This window comes from Pseudoalteromonas sp. Angola-4, from assembly GCF_028599265.1.
Lineage (GTDB): Bacteria > Pseudomonadota > Gammaproteobacteria > Enterobacterales > Alteromonadaceae > Pseudoalteromonas > Pseudoalteromonas atlantica.
Map to the genome: position 1 here is coordinate 132,094 of NZ_JAQREK010000007.1, position 19,236 is coordinate 151,329.

Annotated in this window: 14 protein-coding genes; 8 read left to right on the forward strand and 6 right to left on the reverse strand. The window is 42.7% G+C overall.

Annotated elements, in window-relative coordinates; genetic code table 11:
* Positions 1-16 precede the first annotated feature (16 nt).
* Both hutU and hutH read left to right on the forward strand, forming a co-directional pair.
* Positions 17-1,690 (forward strand): urocanate hydratase, encoded by a 1,674-nt coding sequence (gene hutU / locus PSH48_RS10640; RefSeq protein ID WP_273611535.1) that lies wholly within the window; start codon positions 17-19, stop codon positions 1,688-1,690.
* Between the two features lie 2 nt (positions 1,691-1,692).
* A complete protein-coding gene (hutH, locus tag PSH48_RS10645) occupies positions 1,693-3,246 on the forward strand; it encodes a histidine ammonia-lyase (protein WP_273611536.1) in 1,554 nt (517 codons plus the stop codon).
* Here the strand turns inward: hutH and PSH48_RS10650 are convergent.
* Positions 3,224-3,994: an NADP-binding protein gene (locus PSH48_RS10650; RefSeq protein ID WP_273611537.1), complete on the reverse strand. Its 771-nt coding sequence runs from the start codon at positions 3,992-3,994 to the stop codon at positions 3,224-3,226. The two genes, hutH and PSH48_RS10650, sit on opposite strands and share 23 nt — an antisense overlap.
* Before the next feature lie 115 nt (positions 3,995-4,109).
* Between PSH48_RS10650 and PSH48_RS10655 the strand changes: the two genes are divergently transcribed.
* The 4 genes from PSH48_RS10655 (at position 4,110) to PSH48_RS10670 (ending at position 10,809) form a co-directional block, all read left to right on the forward strand.
* The gene (locus tag PSH48_RS10655) at positions 4,110-6,137 is read left to right on the forward strand and encodes a methyl-accepting chemotaxis protein (protein ID WP_273611555.1); all 2,028 of its coding nucleotides are present in this window, start codon (positions 4,110-4,112) and stop codon (positions 6,135-6,137) included.
* A 431-nt stretch (positions 6,138-6,568) separates the two neighbouring features.
* Positions 6,569-9,277, forward strand: a complete 2,709-nt coding sequence (secA, locus tag PSH48_RS10660; protein WP_064386276.1) for a preprotein translocase subunit SecA — start codon at positions 6,569-6,571, stop codon at positions 9,275-9,277.
* A 60-nt stretch (positions 9,278-9,337) separates the two neighbouring features.
* Positions 9,338-9,736: an 8-oxo-dGTP diphosphatase MutT gene (mutT, locus tag PSH48_RS10665; protein WP_004589320.1), complete on the forward strand. Its 399-nt coding sequence runs from the start codon at positions 9,338-9,340 to the stop codon at positions 9,734-9,736.
* Between the two features lie 5 nt (positions 9,737-9,741).
* A complete protein-coding gene (locus PSH48_RS10670) occupies positions 9,742-10,809 on the forward strand; it encodes a phosphotransferase enzyme family protein (protein WP_273611538.1) in 1,068 nt (355 codons plus the stop codon).
* Positions 10,810-10,963: 154 nt separating this feature from the next.
* Here PSH48_RS10670 and PSH48_RS10675 read toward each other — a convergent pair whose 3' ends face one another.
* The 3 genes from PSH48_RS10675 to pmbA all read right to left on the reverse strand — a co-directional run bounded on the left by PSH48_RS10675 (position 10,964) and on the right by pmbA (position 15,239).
* Positions 10,964-13,039 carry a M13 family metallopeptidase gene (locus tag PSH48_RS10675; RefSeq protein ID WP_273611539.1) on the reverse strand — a complete coding sequence of 692 codons (2,076 nt, stop codon included), beginning with the start codon at positions 13,037-13,039 and terminating at the stop codon, positions 10,964-10,966.
* Positions 13,040-13,289: 250 nt separating this feature from the next.
* Positions 13,290-13,772, reverse strand: coding sequence for a DUF721 domain-containing protein (locus PSH48_RS10680; protein ID WP_121636872.1), 483 nt, complete (start codon positions 13,770-13,772; stop codon positions 13,290-13,292).
* A gap of 117 nt (positions 13,773-13,889) precedes the next feature.
* A complete protein-coding gene (gene pmbA / locus PSH48_RS10685) occupies positions 13,890-15,239 on the reverse strand; it encodes a metalloprotease PmbA (RefSeq protein ID WP_273611540.1) in 1,350 nt (449 codons plus the stop codon).
* Between the two features lie 144 nt (positions 15,240-15,383).
* Here pmbA and yjgA point away from each other — a divergent pair, with 144 nt between their 5' ends.
* Together yjgA and hemN are read left to right on the forward strand one after the other, a co-directional pair.
* Positions 15,384-15,917, forward strand: coding sequence for a ribosome biogenesis factor YjgA (gene yjgA, locus PSH48_RS10690; RefSeq protein ID WP_154944601.1), 534 nt, complete (start codon positions 15,384-15,386; stop codon positions 15,915-15,917).
* Positions 15,918-16,030: 113 nt separating this feature from the next.
* Positions 16,031-17,404 carry an oxygen-independent coproporphyrinogen III oxidase gene (hemN, locus tag PSH48_RS10695; RefSeq protein ID WP_248452220.1) on the forward strand — a complete coding sequence of 458 codons (1,374 nt, stop codon included), beginning with the start codon at positions 16,031-16,033 and terminating at the stop codon, positions 17,402-17,404.
* Positions 17,405-17,511: 107 nt separating this feature from the next.
* On the opposite strand, the gene PSH48_RS10700 is transcribed toward hemN, so the two are convergent.
* Positions 17,512-18,027, reverse strand: coding sequence for a DUF2489 domain-containing protein (locus tag PSH48_RS10700; protein ID WP_273611541.1), 516 nt, complete (start codon positions 18,025-18,027; stop codon positions 17,512-17,514).
* Between the two features lie 12 nt (positions 18,028-18,039).
* Positions 18,040-18,639 carry a Der GTPase-activating protein YihI gene (gene yihI / locus PSH48_RS10705; protein ID WP_004589312.1) on the reverse strand — a complete coding sequence of 200 codons (600 nt, stop codon included), beginning with the start codon at positions 18,637-18,639 and terminating at the stop codon, positions 18,040-18,042.
* Positions 18,640-19,236: the final 597 nt, after the last annotated feature.

Below are 19,236 nucleotides of genomic sequence, written 5' to 3' on the forward strand. Positions count from 1 at the left end.
ACAACAGGAGAAATTCATGAACAACCGGCTCGACACACACCGAGAAATCCGCGCGCCTCATGGCGATAAAATTAGCGCTAAAAGTTGGCAAACAGAAGCCGCTAAACGCATGTTAATGAACAATTTAGACCCTGATGTGGCAGAGCACCCTCACGCGTTAGTGGTATATGGCGGTATTGGCCGTGCGGCAAGAGACTGGCCAAGCTTTGATAAAATAATTGAAACCCTTGATAGGCTCGAAAACGACGAAACCCTGCTTGTGCAATCGGGTAAGCCCGTGGGCGTATTTAAAACACACGAAAACGCGCCGCGCGTTCTCATTGCTAATTCTAACCTGGTGCCACATTGGGCAAATTGGGAGCACTTCAATGAGCTCGATAAAAAAGGCTTAATGATGTATGGGCAAATGACCGCGGGCTCTTGGATTTATATTGGCTCACAAGGCATAGTGCAAGGCACTTACGAAACCTTTGTAGCAATGGCAAAGCAACACTTTGGCGGTAATGCAAAAGGTAAATGGGTTTTAACAGCAGGCCTTGGCGGTATGGGAGGCGCACAACCACTCGCCGCGACGATGGCAGGTTTTAGCGCATTAGTTGTGGAATGCGACGAAACCCGTATCGATTTTCGAATTAAAACCGGCTACGTTGATGTAAAAGCCACGACACTTGAGCACGCGCTTGAGCTAGTTACCGATGCTTGCATTAAAGGCAAGGCATTATCGGTAGGCTTATTAGGTAATGCTGCCGATATTTTTACTGCACTGGCAAACAGTAATATTACCCCTGATATAGTGACCGACCAAACCTCAGCGCACGACCCACTCAACGGCTACCTACCGCAAGGTTGGAGCATGCAACACGCAGCAAAAATGCGTGAACAAAACCCACAGGCAGTGGTTAAAGCCGCTAAACAATCTATGGCGGTGCAAGTAAACGCCATGCTAGCACTTCAAAAAGCCGGTGCTGCCACTACCGACTATGGCAATAACATTCGCCAAATGGCATTTGAAGAAGGCGTTACCAACGCATTTGATTTTCCGGGCTTTGTGCCTGCTTATATCCGTCCGCTATTTTGTGAAGGAATTGGCCCATTTAGATGGGTTGCGCTTTCAGGCGACCCCGAAGACATTTATAAAACCGATGCAAAAGTGAAAGAGCTTATCGCAGAAGATACTCACTTACATAACTGGCTTGATATGGCGCGTGAGCGCATTCAATTTCAGGGTTTGCCAGCGCGTATATGCTGGGTTGGTTTAAAAAACCGAGCCCGCCTTGCACTGGCCTTTAACGACATGGTTAAAAATGGCGAGCTTAAAGCGCCGGTTGTAATTGGTCGCGATCATCTCGACTCTGGCTCTGTAGCAAGCCCCAACCGTGAAACCGAAAGTATGCAAGATGGTTCAGACGCCGTTTCTGATTGGCCGTTACTTAATGCTTTGCTTAATACTGCGGGTGGCGCAACGTGGGTGTCGCTGCACCATGGCGGCGGAGTGGGCATGGGCTTTAGCCAGCACGCAGGCGTGGTTATTGTTGCAGATGGTAGTGAACAAGCCTCGCAACGCATAGCTCGTGTGCTTTGGAACGACCCTGCTACCGGCGTTATGCGCCATGCTGATGCAGGCTACGATATTGCAAAAAATTGCGCGCAAGAGCACCACCTAGATCTCCCTATGCTAAACAAGGAATAGTCATGATTTCACACACTCTCACACCAGGGCAGTTAGACTTAAGCACCCTAAGAAAAATTAATGACTCAGCTGTCACACTTAACTTAGTCGATGGCGCCAGTACACAAATAGCGGCCAGCGCACAAACTGTTCAAAACGTAATAAACAAACGCCAAACGGTGTACGGTATTAACACCGGCTTTGGCTTATTAGCCAATACAAAAATAGCAGATGACGAGCTTGAGCTACTGCAGCGCAGTATTGTGCTTTCGCATGCTGCCGGTATTGGGGAGTTCATGGACGACAGCACTGTAAGACTAATGATGACCTTAAAAGTAAACTCTTTGTCTCGGGGCTACTCAGGGATACGCCTAGAGGTGATCGCATTTTTTATGCAACTACTGTGCAGTGAAGTGTACCCGTGCGTACCACAAAAAGGGTCTGTGGGTGCTTCGGGCGATTTAGCGCCTCTTGCTCATATGTGCCTTCCACTATTAGGTGAAGGCAAAATGCGCCACAAAGGTGAAATTATAAGTGCAGAGCAAGGGCTGAAAATTGCCAATCTTTCACCTATTACATTAGGCGCAAAAGAAGGACTGGCACTGTTAAATGGTACACAAGCCTCTACCGCGTTTGCGTTACAAGGGCTTTTCAAAGCAGAGGATTTATATGCACAAAGCTGTGTTATAGGCTCTATTAGCATAGAAGCTGCAATGGGCAGCCGCGCGCCCTTTGATGCACGCATTCACGAAATACGGGGGCAACGCGGCCAAATTGATACGGCCAGTGTATTTAGAGAGCTACTTAGTACTGAATCACAAATTAGCCAATCTCACGTAAACTGCGAAAAAGTACAAGACCCTTACTGCCTTCGCTGCCAACCTCAGGTACTCGGCGCGTGTTTAACACAAATTCGCCACGCCGCAGATGTGTTGTTATGTGAATCAAACGGCGTTACCGACAACCCACTAGTATTTGCCGATGTGGGCGATATTATATCCGGTGGTAACTTTCATGCAGAGCCCGTTGCTATGGCCGCCGATAACTTAGCCATTGCGATTGCCGAAATAGGCGCGCTGGCAGAGCGAAGAATCGCGCTACTTATTGATTCAAACCTCTCTACACTGCCACCTTTTTTAGTTGAAAACGGCGGAGTTAACTCAGGTTTTATGATTGCCCAAGTAACCGCGGCTGCGCTTGCCTCCGAGAACAAATCGCTTGCGCACCCCGCCTCGGTAGACAGCCTGCCAACATCAGCAAATCAAGAAGATCATGTCTCTATGGCCACGTTTGCAGCAAGGCGCTTAAAGGAAATGGCCAATAACACCCGCGGGGTATTAGCAGTTGAATGGCTTGGAGCTGCTCAAGGGCTTGAGTTTAGAGCCCCACTTAAACCTTCACCGCAAGTAGAAAAAGCAAAAGCTCTGCTGCGCGAGCATGTAAGTTACTACGATAAAGACCGCTACTTTGCCCCCGATATAGACGCAACCAATACGCTTTTAGCACAAGGGGCATTGTGCGACTTTATTCACCACAACCCACTACCATCGCATTTTAAATTCCATGCTGATAGCTAAAACCTAACGCTTCAATTGCTGAGCCAAGTACTTTGCGCTCAGCACTTTCATTACTGGTAAAGGTTGGCATTTCGCCGCCATGCTCTGCACACTTTTGTGCATAATAATTCGCTTTAGTTGGGTGCGATGGATTTACCACGTTATAAATATTTTGCCCCGAATTATAGTTTTCTATTACCGCAAAAATGGCGTTTATCACATCTTGTTGATGGACCATATTAACCACCTGCTGGCTCGATGAATTTAATTCTTTCCCAGCAACAAAGCGCCCTGGCTCGCGGTTAGGCCCTAGTAATCCTGCTAAACGCAGTACTTTACCATCTTGCTCAAGCACCTTTTCTTCGCCATCGTATAGTTTTATTTGTCGCTCATTGGTACAACTTATTTCACTGCTTTCAGTGTAAACACCTGGCTCTTGGTCGTACACACCGGTAGATGAGCACAAAATAAAGCCCTTTGCATTTAATTGTTTAGAAAGTGAAAGTGCAGCGCTTAGTGTTTCTGGGTAGTTACTTTCACTGTGTCTGCTTCGTGGTGGGATTGCACACACCCAATAAGCATCGTGTAAATCTATTTGGTGTATTAGTTGCCCATCAATCAGTACAAATTGACGCTGAAAATCGTCTGTGTGCTCATCACTTCTATGCGTACCTTGTACCTGCCAACCCACCTGTTTAGCTTGTAGGCACAAAGTATGACCCAACCAGCCTGCGCCTAATACTACTAATTTATTAGCTTTTGTTTCCATTTTTGCATAACCCTTCATTTTAAACGCATAATTAGTGCTTTTTATCTAACTTCATAGAGATTTAAAGTAAGATATGATTAGATATAACCTACTAAAAACAATAATACGTGCACTTATGCTAAATAATTTATCATTACGGAAGAAAATATTATTATTGATTGGTGGCACCATCACCATTTTGCTAATTATTGCTTCAACATTTTTTGTAAATCACATCGCTAACCTTTCCAGAGTAAACATTGAGCGCGAAGCTCAAAGCTACCTACAAAGCGAACAACTTTCAATGCAAAGCTACTTTGCAAAGTATGGCAAGCTGGTTTCTACGTTTGTTAATAACCCGCATTTAGTTAATTTTTTTGAAAATTGGGATACTCGCGACCAGCCGATTATAAATGCCCCCGGCTACAACGAAGTTAATCAAGACTTTGTACGCATTAGCTCAAATGACGAAAATGTACTGTCGGCGTTTTTCGCATCAGCAACCACCGGTGAATACTTTAAAGAAAACGAGCGTACCAGCCATTACAATGGCCAACCTTACTACGCCTATAAACGTGGTTGGTGGCAAGAAGCCCTGCAAATTAATAAACTTTACGTAGGCCCTATATCGGTCGATTTAACCACTGGGGTTGCCTCAGCAGTTGTACAACAGCCGGTATACAACGCACAGCGTAAACTTATTGGTATGGGCGGCGTTGATTTACAGCTTAATAAAATCAACGATATGGTTGAAGGTATTCGCTTTAACGGCCAAGGTTATGGCTTTTTACTCGATGGCAATCAAAAGGTTGTGCACTTTTCAAATGCTACCGGCCATAAGCTGTCTAACACCGACGAAGGCCCTAAAGGTAAAGAAGGGCTAGATGGCCTTGAAAGCCAGTTTAATAATACTTCAGGCTTTACAGAGCTTAACGCACAAATGCGTAATAACCTCGAAGGCAGCCAATTGGTGACCTTAAAAGGAGAAGAGTATTATGTGGTGTACCATCGCTTACAACTAGAGCAACCTTATCTAGATTGGTATGTAGGTATACTGATCCCAACCAGCATGATTGAAGCCCCCGTTAATGAGGCAGTTACCACCACAACCACCGCAGTGGTGGTTATTTTAGTGATCATTTTAGCAATGATATTATGGGCAACCCACATGATCTCGCAACCTATTACCACCTTAACTAATATAATGCGTGATATTGCATCGGGCGAAGGCGATTTAACTCAAAAGATTAATATTACCAGCCAGGATGAGGTCGGCCAGCTTGCCAATCATATGAATACATTCATTGATAAGCTGCGCGCCATGATGTTAGAAACAGCCGCACAAGCTGAGCAGTTGACTAATGCCGCAGCGCAACTTAAAAACGTGTCTGCTCAAACCAACACCGAAATACAGCAAGAAAAACAACAAGTAGACAGCGTAAGTGCCGCCGTGACCGAAATGGCCAACACTGTACTTGAAATATCGCGTAACGCGCAGCATACCAACAGCGCCGCCGAAGAAGTACAAGCTATTACTGCCGAAGGGGCTGACCGCTCAACTCAAGCACAACGTGTGATGACCGAACTTGCGCTACACATAGGTGAAGCGTCTAAAGTGGTAGCAGGGCTTGAGCAAGAAAGTAATAACATTGGTGCATTAGTGGATGTAATTAACTCCATTGCCGATCAAACCAACTTACTTGCTCTAAATGCCGCCATTGAAGCTGCGCGTGCAGGTGAGCATGGCCGTGGTTTTGCGGTAGTTGCTGATGAAGTACGTTCACTGGCAAGCCGTACGCAAGAATCAACAGACGATATTCGTAATATGATTTCTCGCTTACAGCAAATTGCCCAACAAGCGTCGGTAATGATGCTACAAGGGCAAGAGCAAACTGAAGGCTCAGTATCGCAAACAAAAGAAGTGCTAAGTTCATTACAAAACATTGCTCAGTCGGTAACTAAAGTGCAAGACCAAAGCCACCAAATTGCCACTTCAACCGAGCAACAAACCGTTGTCGCAGAGGACATTAATACCAGCCTTGCAGCAATTAATGGCTTAGTAAACAGCACCGCAGATCACGCACATATTTTAGCAGATGAAGCGCGCGATTTAAGCGACCTTGCTGTTGCCTTAAACAAAACGGTTAATCAGTTTAAGCTTTAAATACACAGCGTAATAAGGTGGGTAACTAAGTATAAAATTAACCCACCTAGGGCGTGTTGAGCTTTGTGGATTGAATGAATTTCAATCACCCAAGGCCTGCATGCCCTAGCACTCTTGTTTTTAAATTTTTTAACACCATATCTTCACAACTTGCTGCTATTTTTTAGCGTAATTAAATCAGTTAAAGTGGTTTTTACGCATCAGATCAAATTTTTCTGTTTTTAATACACATCTTTTAGTTGAGATAGTTTGTTGTTTGGCAGAGTCTGGTATAGTAGCACACGTATTAAACAGTGCTTTGAGGCTCTTTAATACAAAATTGCTAATTAATATGTTCTGCAGGTTATGTAAAAGTACATATTAATTACCAATTGTAAAAAATGGGTTAGCCGACACTCGGTTAACAAAGAATACATTGTAACGGTTTTATCATGATATCTAATTTATTTACCAAGATTTTTGGTAGTCGCAATGACCGCACTATTAAAAACCTAAGAAAGACGGTCGCGCTAATTAATGCGCTAGAAACGCAATTAGAAGCGCTTTCTGATGAAGATTTAAGAGCTAAGACAGCTGAGTTTAGAGAACGTTACGATAACGGACAAAGCCTTGACGACATTCTACCTGAAGCATTTGCTGTGGTACGCGAAGCGTCAAAGCGTGTAAATGGCATGCGTCACTTTGACGTACAGCTATTAGGCGGCATGGTTTTACATCAAGGTCGTATTGCAGAAATGCGTACCGGTGAAGGTAAAACCCTAACAGCCACACTTCCAGCCTACTTAAATGGCTTAACAGGCAAAGGCGTGCACGTAATTACCGTGAACGACTACCTTGCTAAACGTGATGCTGAAACAAACCGCGAGTTATTTGAGTTCTTAGGCCTTACTGTGGGCTGTAACGTACCAGGCATGATGCCACAACAGAAAAAACAAGCTTACAGTGCCGATATTACTTACGGTACTAATAACGAGTTTGGTTTTGACTACCTACGTGACAACATGGCATTTAGCATTGATGAGCGCGTACAACGCCCACTGTTTTATGCAGTAGTGGATGAAGTGGATTCAATCTTAATTGATGAAGCGCGTACACCACTTATTATCTCAGGCCCAGCTGAAGATAGCTCTGAGCTATACATCGAGATCAATAAAATTGTGCCGCTTTTAGAGCTTCAAGAAAAAGAAGACGAAGAAGGCATTGAAGGCGATGGCGATTACACAATCGACGAAAAGTCTAAGCAAGTTCATTTAACTGAGCGCGGTCAAATTAAAGTAGAAGACCTACTTACTGAACGTGGCTTGATTGAAGAAGGCGACTCGCTTTACTCAGCCGGTAGCATTACCTTACTGAGCCATGTGTATGCCGCACTTCGTGCCCACAAGCTTTATCAAAAAGATGTTGATTACGTTGTTAAAGAAAACGAAGTTATCATTATCGATGAGCATACAGGGCGCTCAATGGAAGGTCGCCGTTGGTCTGAAGGTTTACACCAAGCTGTTGAAGCTAAAGAAGGTGTAAAAATTCAAAACGAAAACCAAACACTGGCTTCAATCACGTTCCAAAACTACTTCCGTTTATACGAAACTTTAGCCGGTATGACAGGTACAGCCGATACTGAGGCATTTGAGTTTCAATCTATTTACGGCCTAGACACGGTTGTTATGCCAACTAATAAGCCGATGATCCGTGATGATCGCGCCGATTTAGTTTACCTAACACAAGAAGAAAAATACGAAGCTATTTTAGCCGATATTAAAGATTGCCAAGAGCGCGGACAGCCTGTGCTTGTAGGTACTATTTCGATTGAAAGCTCTGAGTATTTATCGCAGTTTTTACGCAAAGAAAAAATTAAGCACAACGTACTTAACGCTAAATTCCACGCGCAAGAAGCTGACATCGTATCGGATGCTGGTTTACCAGGTACTGTAACAATTGCAACCAACATGGCCGGTCGTGGTACCGATATTGTGCTTGGTGGTAACTGGAACAGCGAAGTTGAAAAACTAGAAAACCCAACAGATGAGCAAATTGCTGAAATTAAAGCGGCGTGGAAAATTCGTCACGATGCAGTAATTGACGCTGGCGGTTTACACATTATTGGTACTGAGCGTCATGAATCGCGCCGTATAGATAACCAATTACGTGGCCGTGCTGGTCGCCAGGGTGATGCCGGCTCTAGCCGTTTTTACTTATCGATGGATGATGCGCTAATGCGTATATTTGCCGGCGAGCGCATGACTAACATGATGCGTAAACTAGGTATGCAACGCGGCGAAGCCATTGAGCACCCTTGGGTTAACCGTGCAATTGAAAACGCTCAGCGTAAAGTAGAAGCACGTAACTTTGATGTACGTAAGCAATTACTTGAGTACGATGATGTAGCAAACGATCAACGTCGTGTTGTTTACTCTCAACGTAACGAGCTGCTTGAAGAAGGCGATATTTCAGAAACCATTACAGCAATCCGTGGTGATGTACTTGCAGGTGTTATTGATCAATACATTGCACCACAAAGCCTTGCTGAAATGTGGGATATCCCAGGCCTTGAAGAGCGCTTAAAACAAGACTTCCTGATTGAGCTGCCTATCACGCAGTGGTTAGCTGATGACAATAAACTATACGAAGAAAAACTTCGTGAGCGTATTGAGCAAGCGGTTGAGCAAGCTTACAAGCAAAAAGAAGAGCAAGTTGGCGACTCTGTACTACGTCAGTTTGAAAAAGCAATTATGCTTCAAAGTCTTGATCAGCACTGGAAAGATCACCTTGCTGCAATGGATCATTTACGCCAAGGTATTCACTTACGTGGCTATGCACAAAAGAATCCTAAGCAAGAATATAAGCGCGAGTCGTTTGAGCTATTCACCGAAATGCTTGAAAACTTAAAAGTTGATGTAGTGGGCATTTTAAGTAAAGTACAAGTTCGTGCCGAAGAAGATGTTGAAAAAGTAGAAGAGCAACACCGTAAAAGTGAAAATGCCCCTCGCGAGTACCAACACGAAGAAGCTGAACATGTAGGCGGTGAAGCACCTCAAAGCGCAACTGTAATGGCAAGAACAGCGCCTAAAGTTGGCCGTAACGATCCGTGTCCGTGTGGCTCAGGACAAAAGTTTAAGCAATGTTGTGGTAAATTAAAGTAACGACGCATTGTATGTAATTAAAAAGCGACGCTAGCGTCGCTTTTTTTATGGAGAAAAAACATGACAACAAAAATTGTAAATGTAGCGGTAGGCGTAATAAAAAAAAATAACGCCATCTTTATCTGCAAGCGCGCTGATGAGCAACATCAAGGTGGCTTATGGGAATTTCCAGGCGGGAAAGTAGAAGCTGGCGAGAGCGTATTTGCTGCACTTAAGCGTGAGCTAAGTGAAGAAGTTGGCATTACCATTCATAGCTCTAGCCAACTTATGGTGATTGAACATGATTATGGCGATAAATGTGTAAAACTTGATATTCACGTTGTGAGTAACTTTAGCGGTGAAGCACATGGCGCCGAAGGGCAACCAAGTGAATGGGTCGCTATTAATGAGCTTAGTAACTATGAGTTCCCTGCTGCTAACGCTGAGATTATCGAAAAAATACAAGCGCGATACGCCTAAAGCACATGAATACAGCAATACAAAATAAATTAAGTGAGCTATTAGCGCTAAACCCTGAGCTTACTCAGGTGAGCTCTTTAGGCAGCGGACATATAAACACCACGTGGCTGTTAACTAATGCTGCGCAGCAATTTGTTGTTCAAAAGCTCAATACCCATGTATTTAAAAACCCAGCACAACTGGTCAATAACGCCCAGTTAATTGAGCAGCACCTAAGCGCAAAACAACAAGCAAATACTTACCCGCTCGACATTGTTAAGCATATAAGTACTTGCCAAGGTGAATACCTTATTACAATTAACAACGCGTACTACCGCGTGCTTAATTTTATTAGCCAAAGTGCTTGTGAAGATGTGGTTACAGAGCCCCATCACGCACAGCAAGCCGCATTTGCATTTGGCACCTTTACACGTGCCTTGCTCGATTTTAACGCATCAAGCCTCTACCCTGTTATTACTGACTTCCATAACTTAGCTATGCGCTTTGAGCAGCTTAATACAGCTATTAGCACCGCCACTAAAGAGCGGCTCCAGCAGTGTAAAAACGACATTGACTACTGCATTGCACAACAGCATTTAGTAAAAGAACTCGCTGACGTAACAGCCGATTTGCCCACCCGGGTGTGCCACAACGACACTAAAATAAATAATATGCTGTATTGCAGCAATACATATAAAGCTAAAGCAGTTATCGATTTAGATACATGTATGGCAGGCTTTTTATTGTATGACTTTGGAGACATGGTGCGCACATTTTGCTGCGCTGAGGCAGAAGATTCCATTAATCTTGAGAAAGTGGTTATTCGCAAAGAGGTATTTACTGCGCTTGTTAAAGGCTACCTTGCCCCCCTTAAATCGGCTATTAGCAACAAAGAGCAAGCAAGTTTGCTGCTTGGCGCTAAAGTTATGCCGCTAATGCTCAGTGTGCGGTTTTTAACTGATTACTTAAATAACGACGTGTACTTTAAAACCACCCATGCAGAACATAATTTAGAACGTGCGCAAAACCAGCTGGCTTTGTATAAAAATATTTTAAGCAATCAAAGCTGGATGCATAAAACACTCATGCAGTAGCCCTAAATTAAGTATTATTGCGCATTGGTATTAGTACTCAGTATTTAAATATAAAAAAGCCAGTAAGCTAAACACTTACTGGCTTTTATTTACTAACCTAAATGTTGGGTAAATTATCTCTTAACCAGATTCAAGTTAACTAACAGGCTATCAATTACCAAATTTTTACGCGGTCTTCTGGTTTGATATACATTTTGTCGCCTTCTTTTACGTCAAACGCTTGGTAAAACTCAGGCATGTTCGACAAGATACCGATAACACGGTAGTGACTTGGTGAATGCGGGTCTGTCATTAAGCGGTTACGTAGCTCTTCATCGCGGTACTTACGACGCCAAATTTGTGACCAACCCATAAAGAAACGTTGATCGCCGGTGTAGCCATCAATAACAGGCGCTTTGTTCTCACCTAACGATAATTGATACGCCTTATAAGCCACCGTTAAACCACCTAGGTCGCCAATGTTTTCGCCAAGGGTAAGCTCGCCGTTAACACCCGCATCTTCAAACGGTTTATATTCGTTGTATTGCGCTACTAACGCGCCGGTACGCTCTTCAAACTGTTTAAGGTCAGACTCACTCCACCAGTTACGTAAGTTACCGTCACCATCGTATTTAGCTCCTTGGTCGTCAAAACCGTGGCCTAGCTCATGTCCAATTACTGCGCCAATTGCACCGTAGTTTACAGCGTCATCGGCTTCTAAATTAAAGAACGGTGGCTGTAAAATAGCAGCTGGGAATACAATTTCGTTATTTACTGGATTGTAGTAAGCATTAACTGTTTGTGGCGTCATATGCCACTCAGAGCGGTCCACTGGCTTGCCTAATTTAGCAATCATGTCGCTATAAGCCCACTGGCTGTAACGTATGTAGTTACCCACTAATTCATCAGAGTTAATGCTCAGCTGTGAGTAGTCTTTCCACTTATCTGGGTAGCCAATTTTTGGGGTAAATTTGTTTAGCTTTTCTTGGGCTGCAAGCTTGGTTTCAGGGCTCATCCACTCCAGGTTTTCAATAGCAACGCCGTAACCTTTAATAACGTTATCTACCAGCTCTTCCATACGTGCTTTTGCTTCAGGCGGGAAGTTATCTTTTACGTATACTTTACCTAAAATTTCGCCAAGTACGCTGTTAGATGCATCAACCGCTTTTTTCCAAAGTGGCGCTTGCTCTTTTACGCCGCGTAATGTGGTGCTGTAAAAATCAAATTTAAGATCAACTAAGTCAGTGCTCAGTAACTGCGCGTAACCACTTACAAAATGAAACTTTAAGTAGTTTTTCCACGTTGCTAAATCTGTTTCTTTGTACACATCAGCAAACCCTTCTAAGTAGCTTGGCTGACGTACAATAATGTCTGAGGTATCTACCCCTGCACTTTTGAAAAATGCAGCTAAATCAAAGTCGCCTGTTAGCTTATTTGCCTCAGCTACGGTCATTTTATTGTATGACTTAGTTGCATCACGGCTTTGTACTCTACTCCATTGCGCCTCAGCTAAAGCGCTTTCAAATGCGATAACGCTTTTCGCGGCATCAGCGGCATTTTCAACGCCTGATTTAGCTAAAATATCGGTTATGTATTGCTCGTAAGATGCGCGAATTTTAGTAAATTTTTCATCATCTTTTAAGTAATAGTCACGATCAGGTAAGCCAAGTCCAGATTGCGATAAGTACAGCGCGTATTCACTTGAATTTTTAGCATCGTTATTTACAAACCAGCCAAATGGTAAGCTCGCACCTTGCTGCTGAATTTTAGCCATTAAAGGAGCAAGGTCAGCTTTTGAATCTAGGCTATCAATGGTATTAAGTGAAGGTTGTAAAGGTGTAATACCTAACTCATCACGTGTGTCTTTATCCATGTAGCTTTTGTAAAAAGCACCAATTTTGTACTCATCGCTGCCTTTTTTAGCACTGCTATTATTAGCGGCACTTTCAAGCGCTGTTTTCATCGCTTTTTGCGACTCGTCGTATAACTGTGTAAACGAACCGTAGTTCGACTTATCGCCAGGGATCTCTGTTTTAGCAAGCCACTGTCCATTTACATGGTAATAAAAGTCATCTTGTGCACGAACCGACTCATCCATATTGGCAAGGTTTACACCTAGCTCAAGCGTTTTTTCTGCAGGTGCTGTAACGGCAGCGGTGTCGCCCACTTGCGTTTCTTGTTGTTTTTCACCGCAACCTACTAGGCCCAGTGCAAGTGCGATACTTGCAGCGGTAATAGTTACTTTTTTCATAATTATTCCGTTTGTTAGTAAAGAATAAAATATCTATTTCATTAAACTATTGCATGCCAGAGAAAAAATAAAAGCGCCCTGCGATGCTTTCACTTAATGAAATTAATATTTAGGCGGTTAAAACAACACGCCGAATTTGTATGATAAACCCCATTAAAGAAACAATAAAATAGAATATGTAACAAAGTATTTTCTATGAGACGAGGTAACAAAATAGCCCTACCAACAACCATAATCGCGCTTTTGCGAGTTATTTTTTACCATGGCGAGCAAGGCGCTCTAGCTTTTCTTTCAGCGAAGGTGGGGCTGATGCGGCAATGGCATTAAGGTAATCTGAAGTTTGCTGGCTCATTTTTCTTGAATTGCCAGGTGCTTTACCTGCGGGGCCGGGTTTATCTGTTGTTGGGCTTAAGCGCGCTGTTGCTTGAGGGTTTGCAACAATTTTAATTTGTCCGAGCTCTGCCATGCCTGCCGCTCTAAAATGCGACTGCATATCCATTTTTAAATAATTAAGTTTAAGGGCAATTGCCGCCGATACAGCTTCAATCATCAACGTGCCATCGCGGTAATTACTCACACGGCATTTTTCAGCAAGCTTTGGGCCTAAAAACTCTTTAAGCAACACCTGTTGCTTATCAAGCGCTTGGCTTTTACCTGCATAGGCCGATAAGCGATTATTAAGGCCTGCCATAATGTCAGTCAGGGGTTTTGGTGCGTACCTATCTTTAGCCATTCAACACCTCAAAAATTTAAATAAAGCACGTTTAAGCCAAGCGTTTAAATGCTCGGCTTTAATATGTGCTTTTATATTATACCAATTCGCTTAATTACGTATTACTGCAAATTGCTATTATGCGCCTGCTACTTGCATTTGCTCTATAAGTACTGAGCCGGTTTGAATGCCGCCTCTGCGCTCAATATCGCCCCCTATGGCCGAAATACCTTTAAACATGTCTTTTAAATTTCCGGCAATGGTAATTTCACTAACAGGGTACTGAATTTCACCGTTTTCTACCCAAAAACCAGCCGCTCCACGCGAGTAGTCACCCGTAACGGTGTTTACGCCTTGCCCCATCAGCTCGGTAACTAATAAGCCTGTTCCCATGGTTTTTAATAAAGCCGATAAATCGTTGTGCGTTTGCTCAACTAACCAGTTATGAATACCGCCTGCATGGCCTGTTGGCGTCATATTCATTTTACGTGCAGCGTAACTTGCTAATAAATAGGTTTGTAACTCGCCACCTTGGATTATTTCACGGTCAATCGTTTTTACCCCTTCGCTATCAAAAGGCGACGACGCTAATCCTTTTAATATATGAGGACGCTCAGCAATATTAACGCTCTTACTAAATACTTGAGTGCCTAGGCTGTCGAGTAAAAAGCTCGATTTACGATAAAGCGCCCCGCCGCCAATTGCCGACACTAAATGGCCAAACAATGAGTTGGCAATATCGGCTCTAAAAATAACAGGGACTTTCATAGTACCCAGCTTTTGGCTATTTAGTTTAGCCAGAGTTTCGGTGGCGGCTTCTAGGCCTACCGCAGCAGCGTCGTTAAGTCCGCCCTGATCGCGAGCAACAGTATAAGCAGAGTCGCGCTGCATGTGCTCGCCTTCTTTGCCTATTACCATCGTGCTAATGCTGTGGCGCGTACGTGGAAAACCAGCAATTAAACCATGGCTATTACCATACACACGTAAGCCTTGATGCGATGAAAAACTTGCACCATCTGAATTAACAATACGCTCATCAGCATTTAAAGCGGCTTGCTCTGCAGCGTGACATAGCTCAATACCTTGCTCAGGGCTTACATCCCACGGATGATATAAATCAAGGTCCTTAGGGGCAAACTCGAGTAATTCTTTATCGGCAATACCATTAAAAGGGTCGTCTGAGGTAAATTTGGCAATATCAATGGCTTTTTCTACTACCGTGCGCAGTGTTTTTGGGTTTAGATCAGCAGTAGACGCTGAGCCTTTATTATTCCCTACATAAACACTGATACCTAAACCACCATCTTGGTTAAACTCTATGGTTTCTACTTCACCCATGCGTGTGCTTACCGATAAACCCGATGTACTAGACATAGCAGCTTCTGCGGCAGTGGCACCCAATTTTTTAGCATGCTCGAGCACTTCAGCTACGGCATCTTTTACTTGAGAGATTTGAGAATAAATTGGATCGTGTTGTTGGCTTTTCATAAATTAAGTCCTGAGCCTTAAGGCAATATTGCACGCATTTCTTATCTTTAAATGCTAACACACTCACTGCACCACATCAGCTAATATTAATCACTAAAAGAATCGCGTATAATGGCAAAAGTTATTTTTACTTAAGAGCACCCCATGGCGAAGAAAAAAGGCAAGCCTGCTGAAATTGAAGAAGAAATTATTTACGTATCAAAAAGTGAACTAAAGCGCGACGCGCAAGAGTTTCATCAGTTAGGTTCTGAAATTGCTAAAATGGGGAAAAAGCAACGCGAACGCTTACCACTCAATGACGATTTGAAAGCAGCCATGGTAGTTGCTGATAAAATCAGTAATAAAAGCGATGCGTACCGCCGCCACTTAAATTACATTGCTAAAACGCTACGCACAGTAGAAAACGTTGAAGAAATTAAAGCCATTATTGACGTAATGCTTAATAAAAATAACCAAGCTGAGGTTTTAATTAAAAAAATTGAGCAATTACGTACCGACTTAATTGAGCAAGGCGATGATTTAATTAACGAAACTATTGAGCAATACCCGACCCTTGAGCGCCAAAAAATGCGCCAATTGGTACGCAACGCCGCTAAAGAAGTTAAAGCTGAAAAGCCAGGCAAGGGCTATAAAGAATTGTTTCAATACTTAAAAGATGCCCACAACATGACGTATTAACAAAAAATACTATTTTAAAAAGGTGCTTAGGCACCTTTTTTTGTTGTAGATCAAAACCCCTCCCTTAAAAGCTTTTTATACTCAACACCTCATTAATACATAAGGTGCGCGTGATGATAAAGCTTCCAAAATGGGATCAAACTCTTATAAATAAGTATAACGTGTCAGGGCCGCGCTATACCTCCTACCCCACCGCTTTATCTTTAAGCGAGGGGTATCAGCAACAAGACCTTGTTAGCGCTATAAAATCATCCTCTAGTCGCTCACTTTCTTTGTATATTCACATCCCATTTTGCAGTGAGCTTTGCTATTACTGCGGATGTAACAAGGTGATCACACGCCATCAGTCTAAAGCCGATGTATATTTAGATTATTTAACAAAAGAAATAGCAGCGCATGCCCCTTTATTTAAACACTACACAGTGGAGCAATTGCATTTAGGGGGTGGTACGCCAACCTTTTTAACTGTAAAGCAAATGACGCGCTTAATTAACTTATTAGAGCAGCACTTTCACTTTACCCGCAACACTGAGCGAGGCATTGAAATAGACCCACGCTCCCTTGCTAAAGATATGCTTATACACTTACGGGTTTTAGGCTTTAACCGCGTATCCTTTGGTATTCAAGATTTTAATGATGAAGTACAACAAGCGGTTAACCGCACACAGCAAGTAGATACCGTTAAAGCACTGATAACCCAAGCCCGCGAGCTTGGCTTTAAGTCTATAAATGCAGATATGATCTATGGCCTGCCTAAACAAACACCCCAAAGCTTTGAAAAAACAATAGCGCAATTAATTGCCTTAAGCCCAGACAGAGTCTCTGTATTTAATTACGCACATTTACCAGAGCGCTTTGCAGCGCAACGTAAAATAAAAGAGGCTGACTTACCCAGTGCCCACGACAAGCTAACCATGTTTAAAAACACCTTGGCGCAAATGACCTTTGCAGGCTATCAGTTTATTGGTATGGATCATTTTGCAAAAGCCGACAACGAACTTGCAGTCGCGCAAAATAAAGGGCAGTTACATCGCAACTTTCAGGGCTATACCACCCACGGTAATTGCGACTTATTAGGTTTAGGGGTCTCGTCTATTTCGCAAATTGGCACCGCCATTTTACAAAACCAAAAAGTGCTTAAGCATTATTATCACGCAATTGAAACGCAAGCCGGCAGTGCTATACATAAAGGAATGCATTTAACGCACGATGATGTAATACGCGCAGAGGCTATTAAATCACTTATTTGCCAGTTTGAATTAGACACACACGCATTTGCGAAAAAGCATTCTATACATTTTAATGAGTATTTTGCGGATGCGCTGTTGGCGCTAAAGCCTTTAATAGACGATGACATGGTGCATATAAACGATAAGGTAATACGCGTCACGCCTCGCGGAAATCTATTTATTCGTATTATATGTATGTGCTTTGATGCTCACTTACAAAAGCAAATAAGTAAAACCCGTTTCTCACGAGTGATTTAATTAGTGCTATAGCAATTCGCTTATCACGTTTGAGGTGGTAAAAACGTGCTGATAAGCAGGCATAAAAAAAGCAGACCTGAGTCTGCTTTTTGTATTTTCTAGAGGGTTTAATTAAACACGATGTTTTCGCTGCCCGGCGCAGCTTTAAACTCAACAATGATTTTGTCGCAATCGGCTTTAATCTCATCACTAAAGTTTTCTTCAGCTCGCCAACGTGCTGTATCTTGCTTAAAAATCTCTTTTTTAGAGTATTTTTTGCGTGCATCGTGGGTCGGCATTTCTTTCACAACGTTATACATTTTATAAATGCCTGGGTAAGCTAGCGTTAAATCTCGCTCATCTTCAAAAGCGTACTGAGACATTAAAACCCAAATCCGTAAACAGCCTTCAGAGTACTCACATTGCTCTTCAGCCATTGCACGAGCAATAAGATGGATGCTATCTGCAAGTTTAGCGTTACGCTTTAAGCGCGACTGCTTAAGCTTTTGCCGTTGCTCAGCTTGCTTTTGCGCAATTAACTTTTTTTGCGCGTTAAGCTTATAGAGCAACTGACCTGCATAAAATGCTAAGCCAGCAATAATAACAGCACCTACAAACAAGGCTACAATCACTGCGGTACTCATTAAGCGCCCTTACTATTTGTCGTCATCATCATCTAGCCACTCATTGGCTAAATCATCTGAAAGGTACTTATCGAAATCTGAGTTACCATCGCTTTCGAAGTTATCTTCAAAATCATCTTCAAACTCGTCTTCGTCTTCATCTTCGATACCTAGTAACTTACAAAGTACTTGGTGGCGAGCAATACGGCTATTAAAGTACTTCGCATCTTTACCCGTCAGCATTTCACCTTGCTCATGGCGCTCAACGAGCTTAAGTAAACGCTCATCGTTTTCAAGCGCTTCTAGCTCTTGCTCCGGCGTAAGCTCTGGCTCTGTAACCTTTTTAAGTTCAACTGTTGGCTTTAAGTTACGCTTCATTTCTACTTGCGGCTGTGGTGCACTAGCCACTAAAGGCACGGCTTTTTTACTGCCGACGCGCTTATCTTTTGGCGCTGAGTTTGCTTTTTTAGTATCGCTATCTAATAGCTCAGGTGCATTACGAGAACCAGGCTTAGCACCCTTTGGTTTTTTAACTCGTTGCTCTTTTAACGCACGCATTTCTTTAAGCTTATCTTGGCTTAAACGAACAGGGCCGTTTGAAGGAATTTTGCGTGATTTTTTCTTTCTACTCATATCTTGATCATCTCACTTAAGAGGTTTTGAGCGAGGCACATAACATGAGCATCGCAGTGCTGGCCTAGCCAGAAGAATTCGATTTGCGCATTAAAGCTTGGGTTGCTCGTTGAATTAGCGCATTAGCTTATTGCTAAACGGTGGGTATTGTAACAGGACAAATAAAAAGGCGGTAGAGAAAACATCTCTACCGCCTACTAATCTGAGCGCCATTATCTGGACACTTCTCCCTTCGACTTTTTTTAGTCTTTATTATTTTTATTATTATCAGTCCGTATTGTTATTATTTTAACCTTCCTTGTTACATTCCATTTTGTTTTTATTATTAAACTTCCTTGAGATTTTATTATTTACGGTCATCCTGACGCTTTCTTGTTATTTCCTTTTGTAGCACCTTCAATGTGCTATTCAGTCGTGTCGCGCCATTTTCCTTTAGCATAATCCATGTTGTTATTGTTGTTTTGCGACAGTGGTTAATTTACCCGTTAATATTTTTGTTACAACTGGTTTATATAATTTTTCTTACATAGAGCACATATAAAAAACAAAAAAAATATAATAAACATAAACTTAACTGCAAAAATATTTTTAAAATAA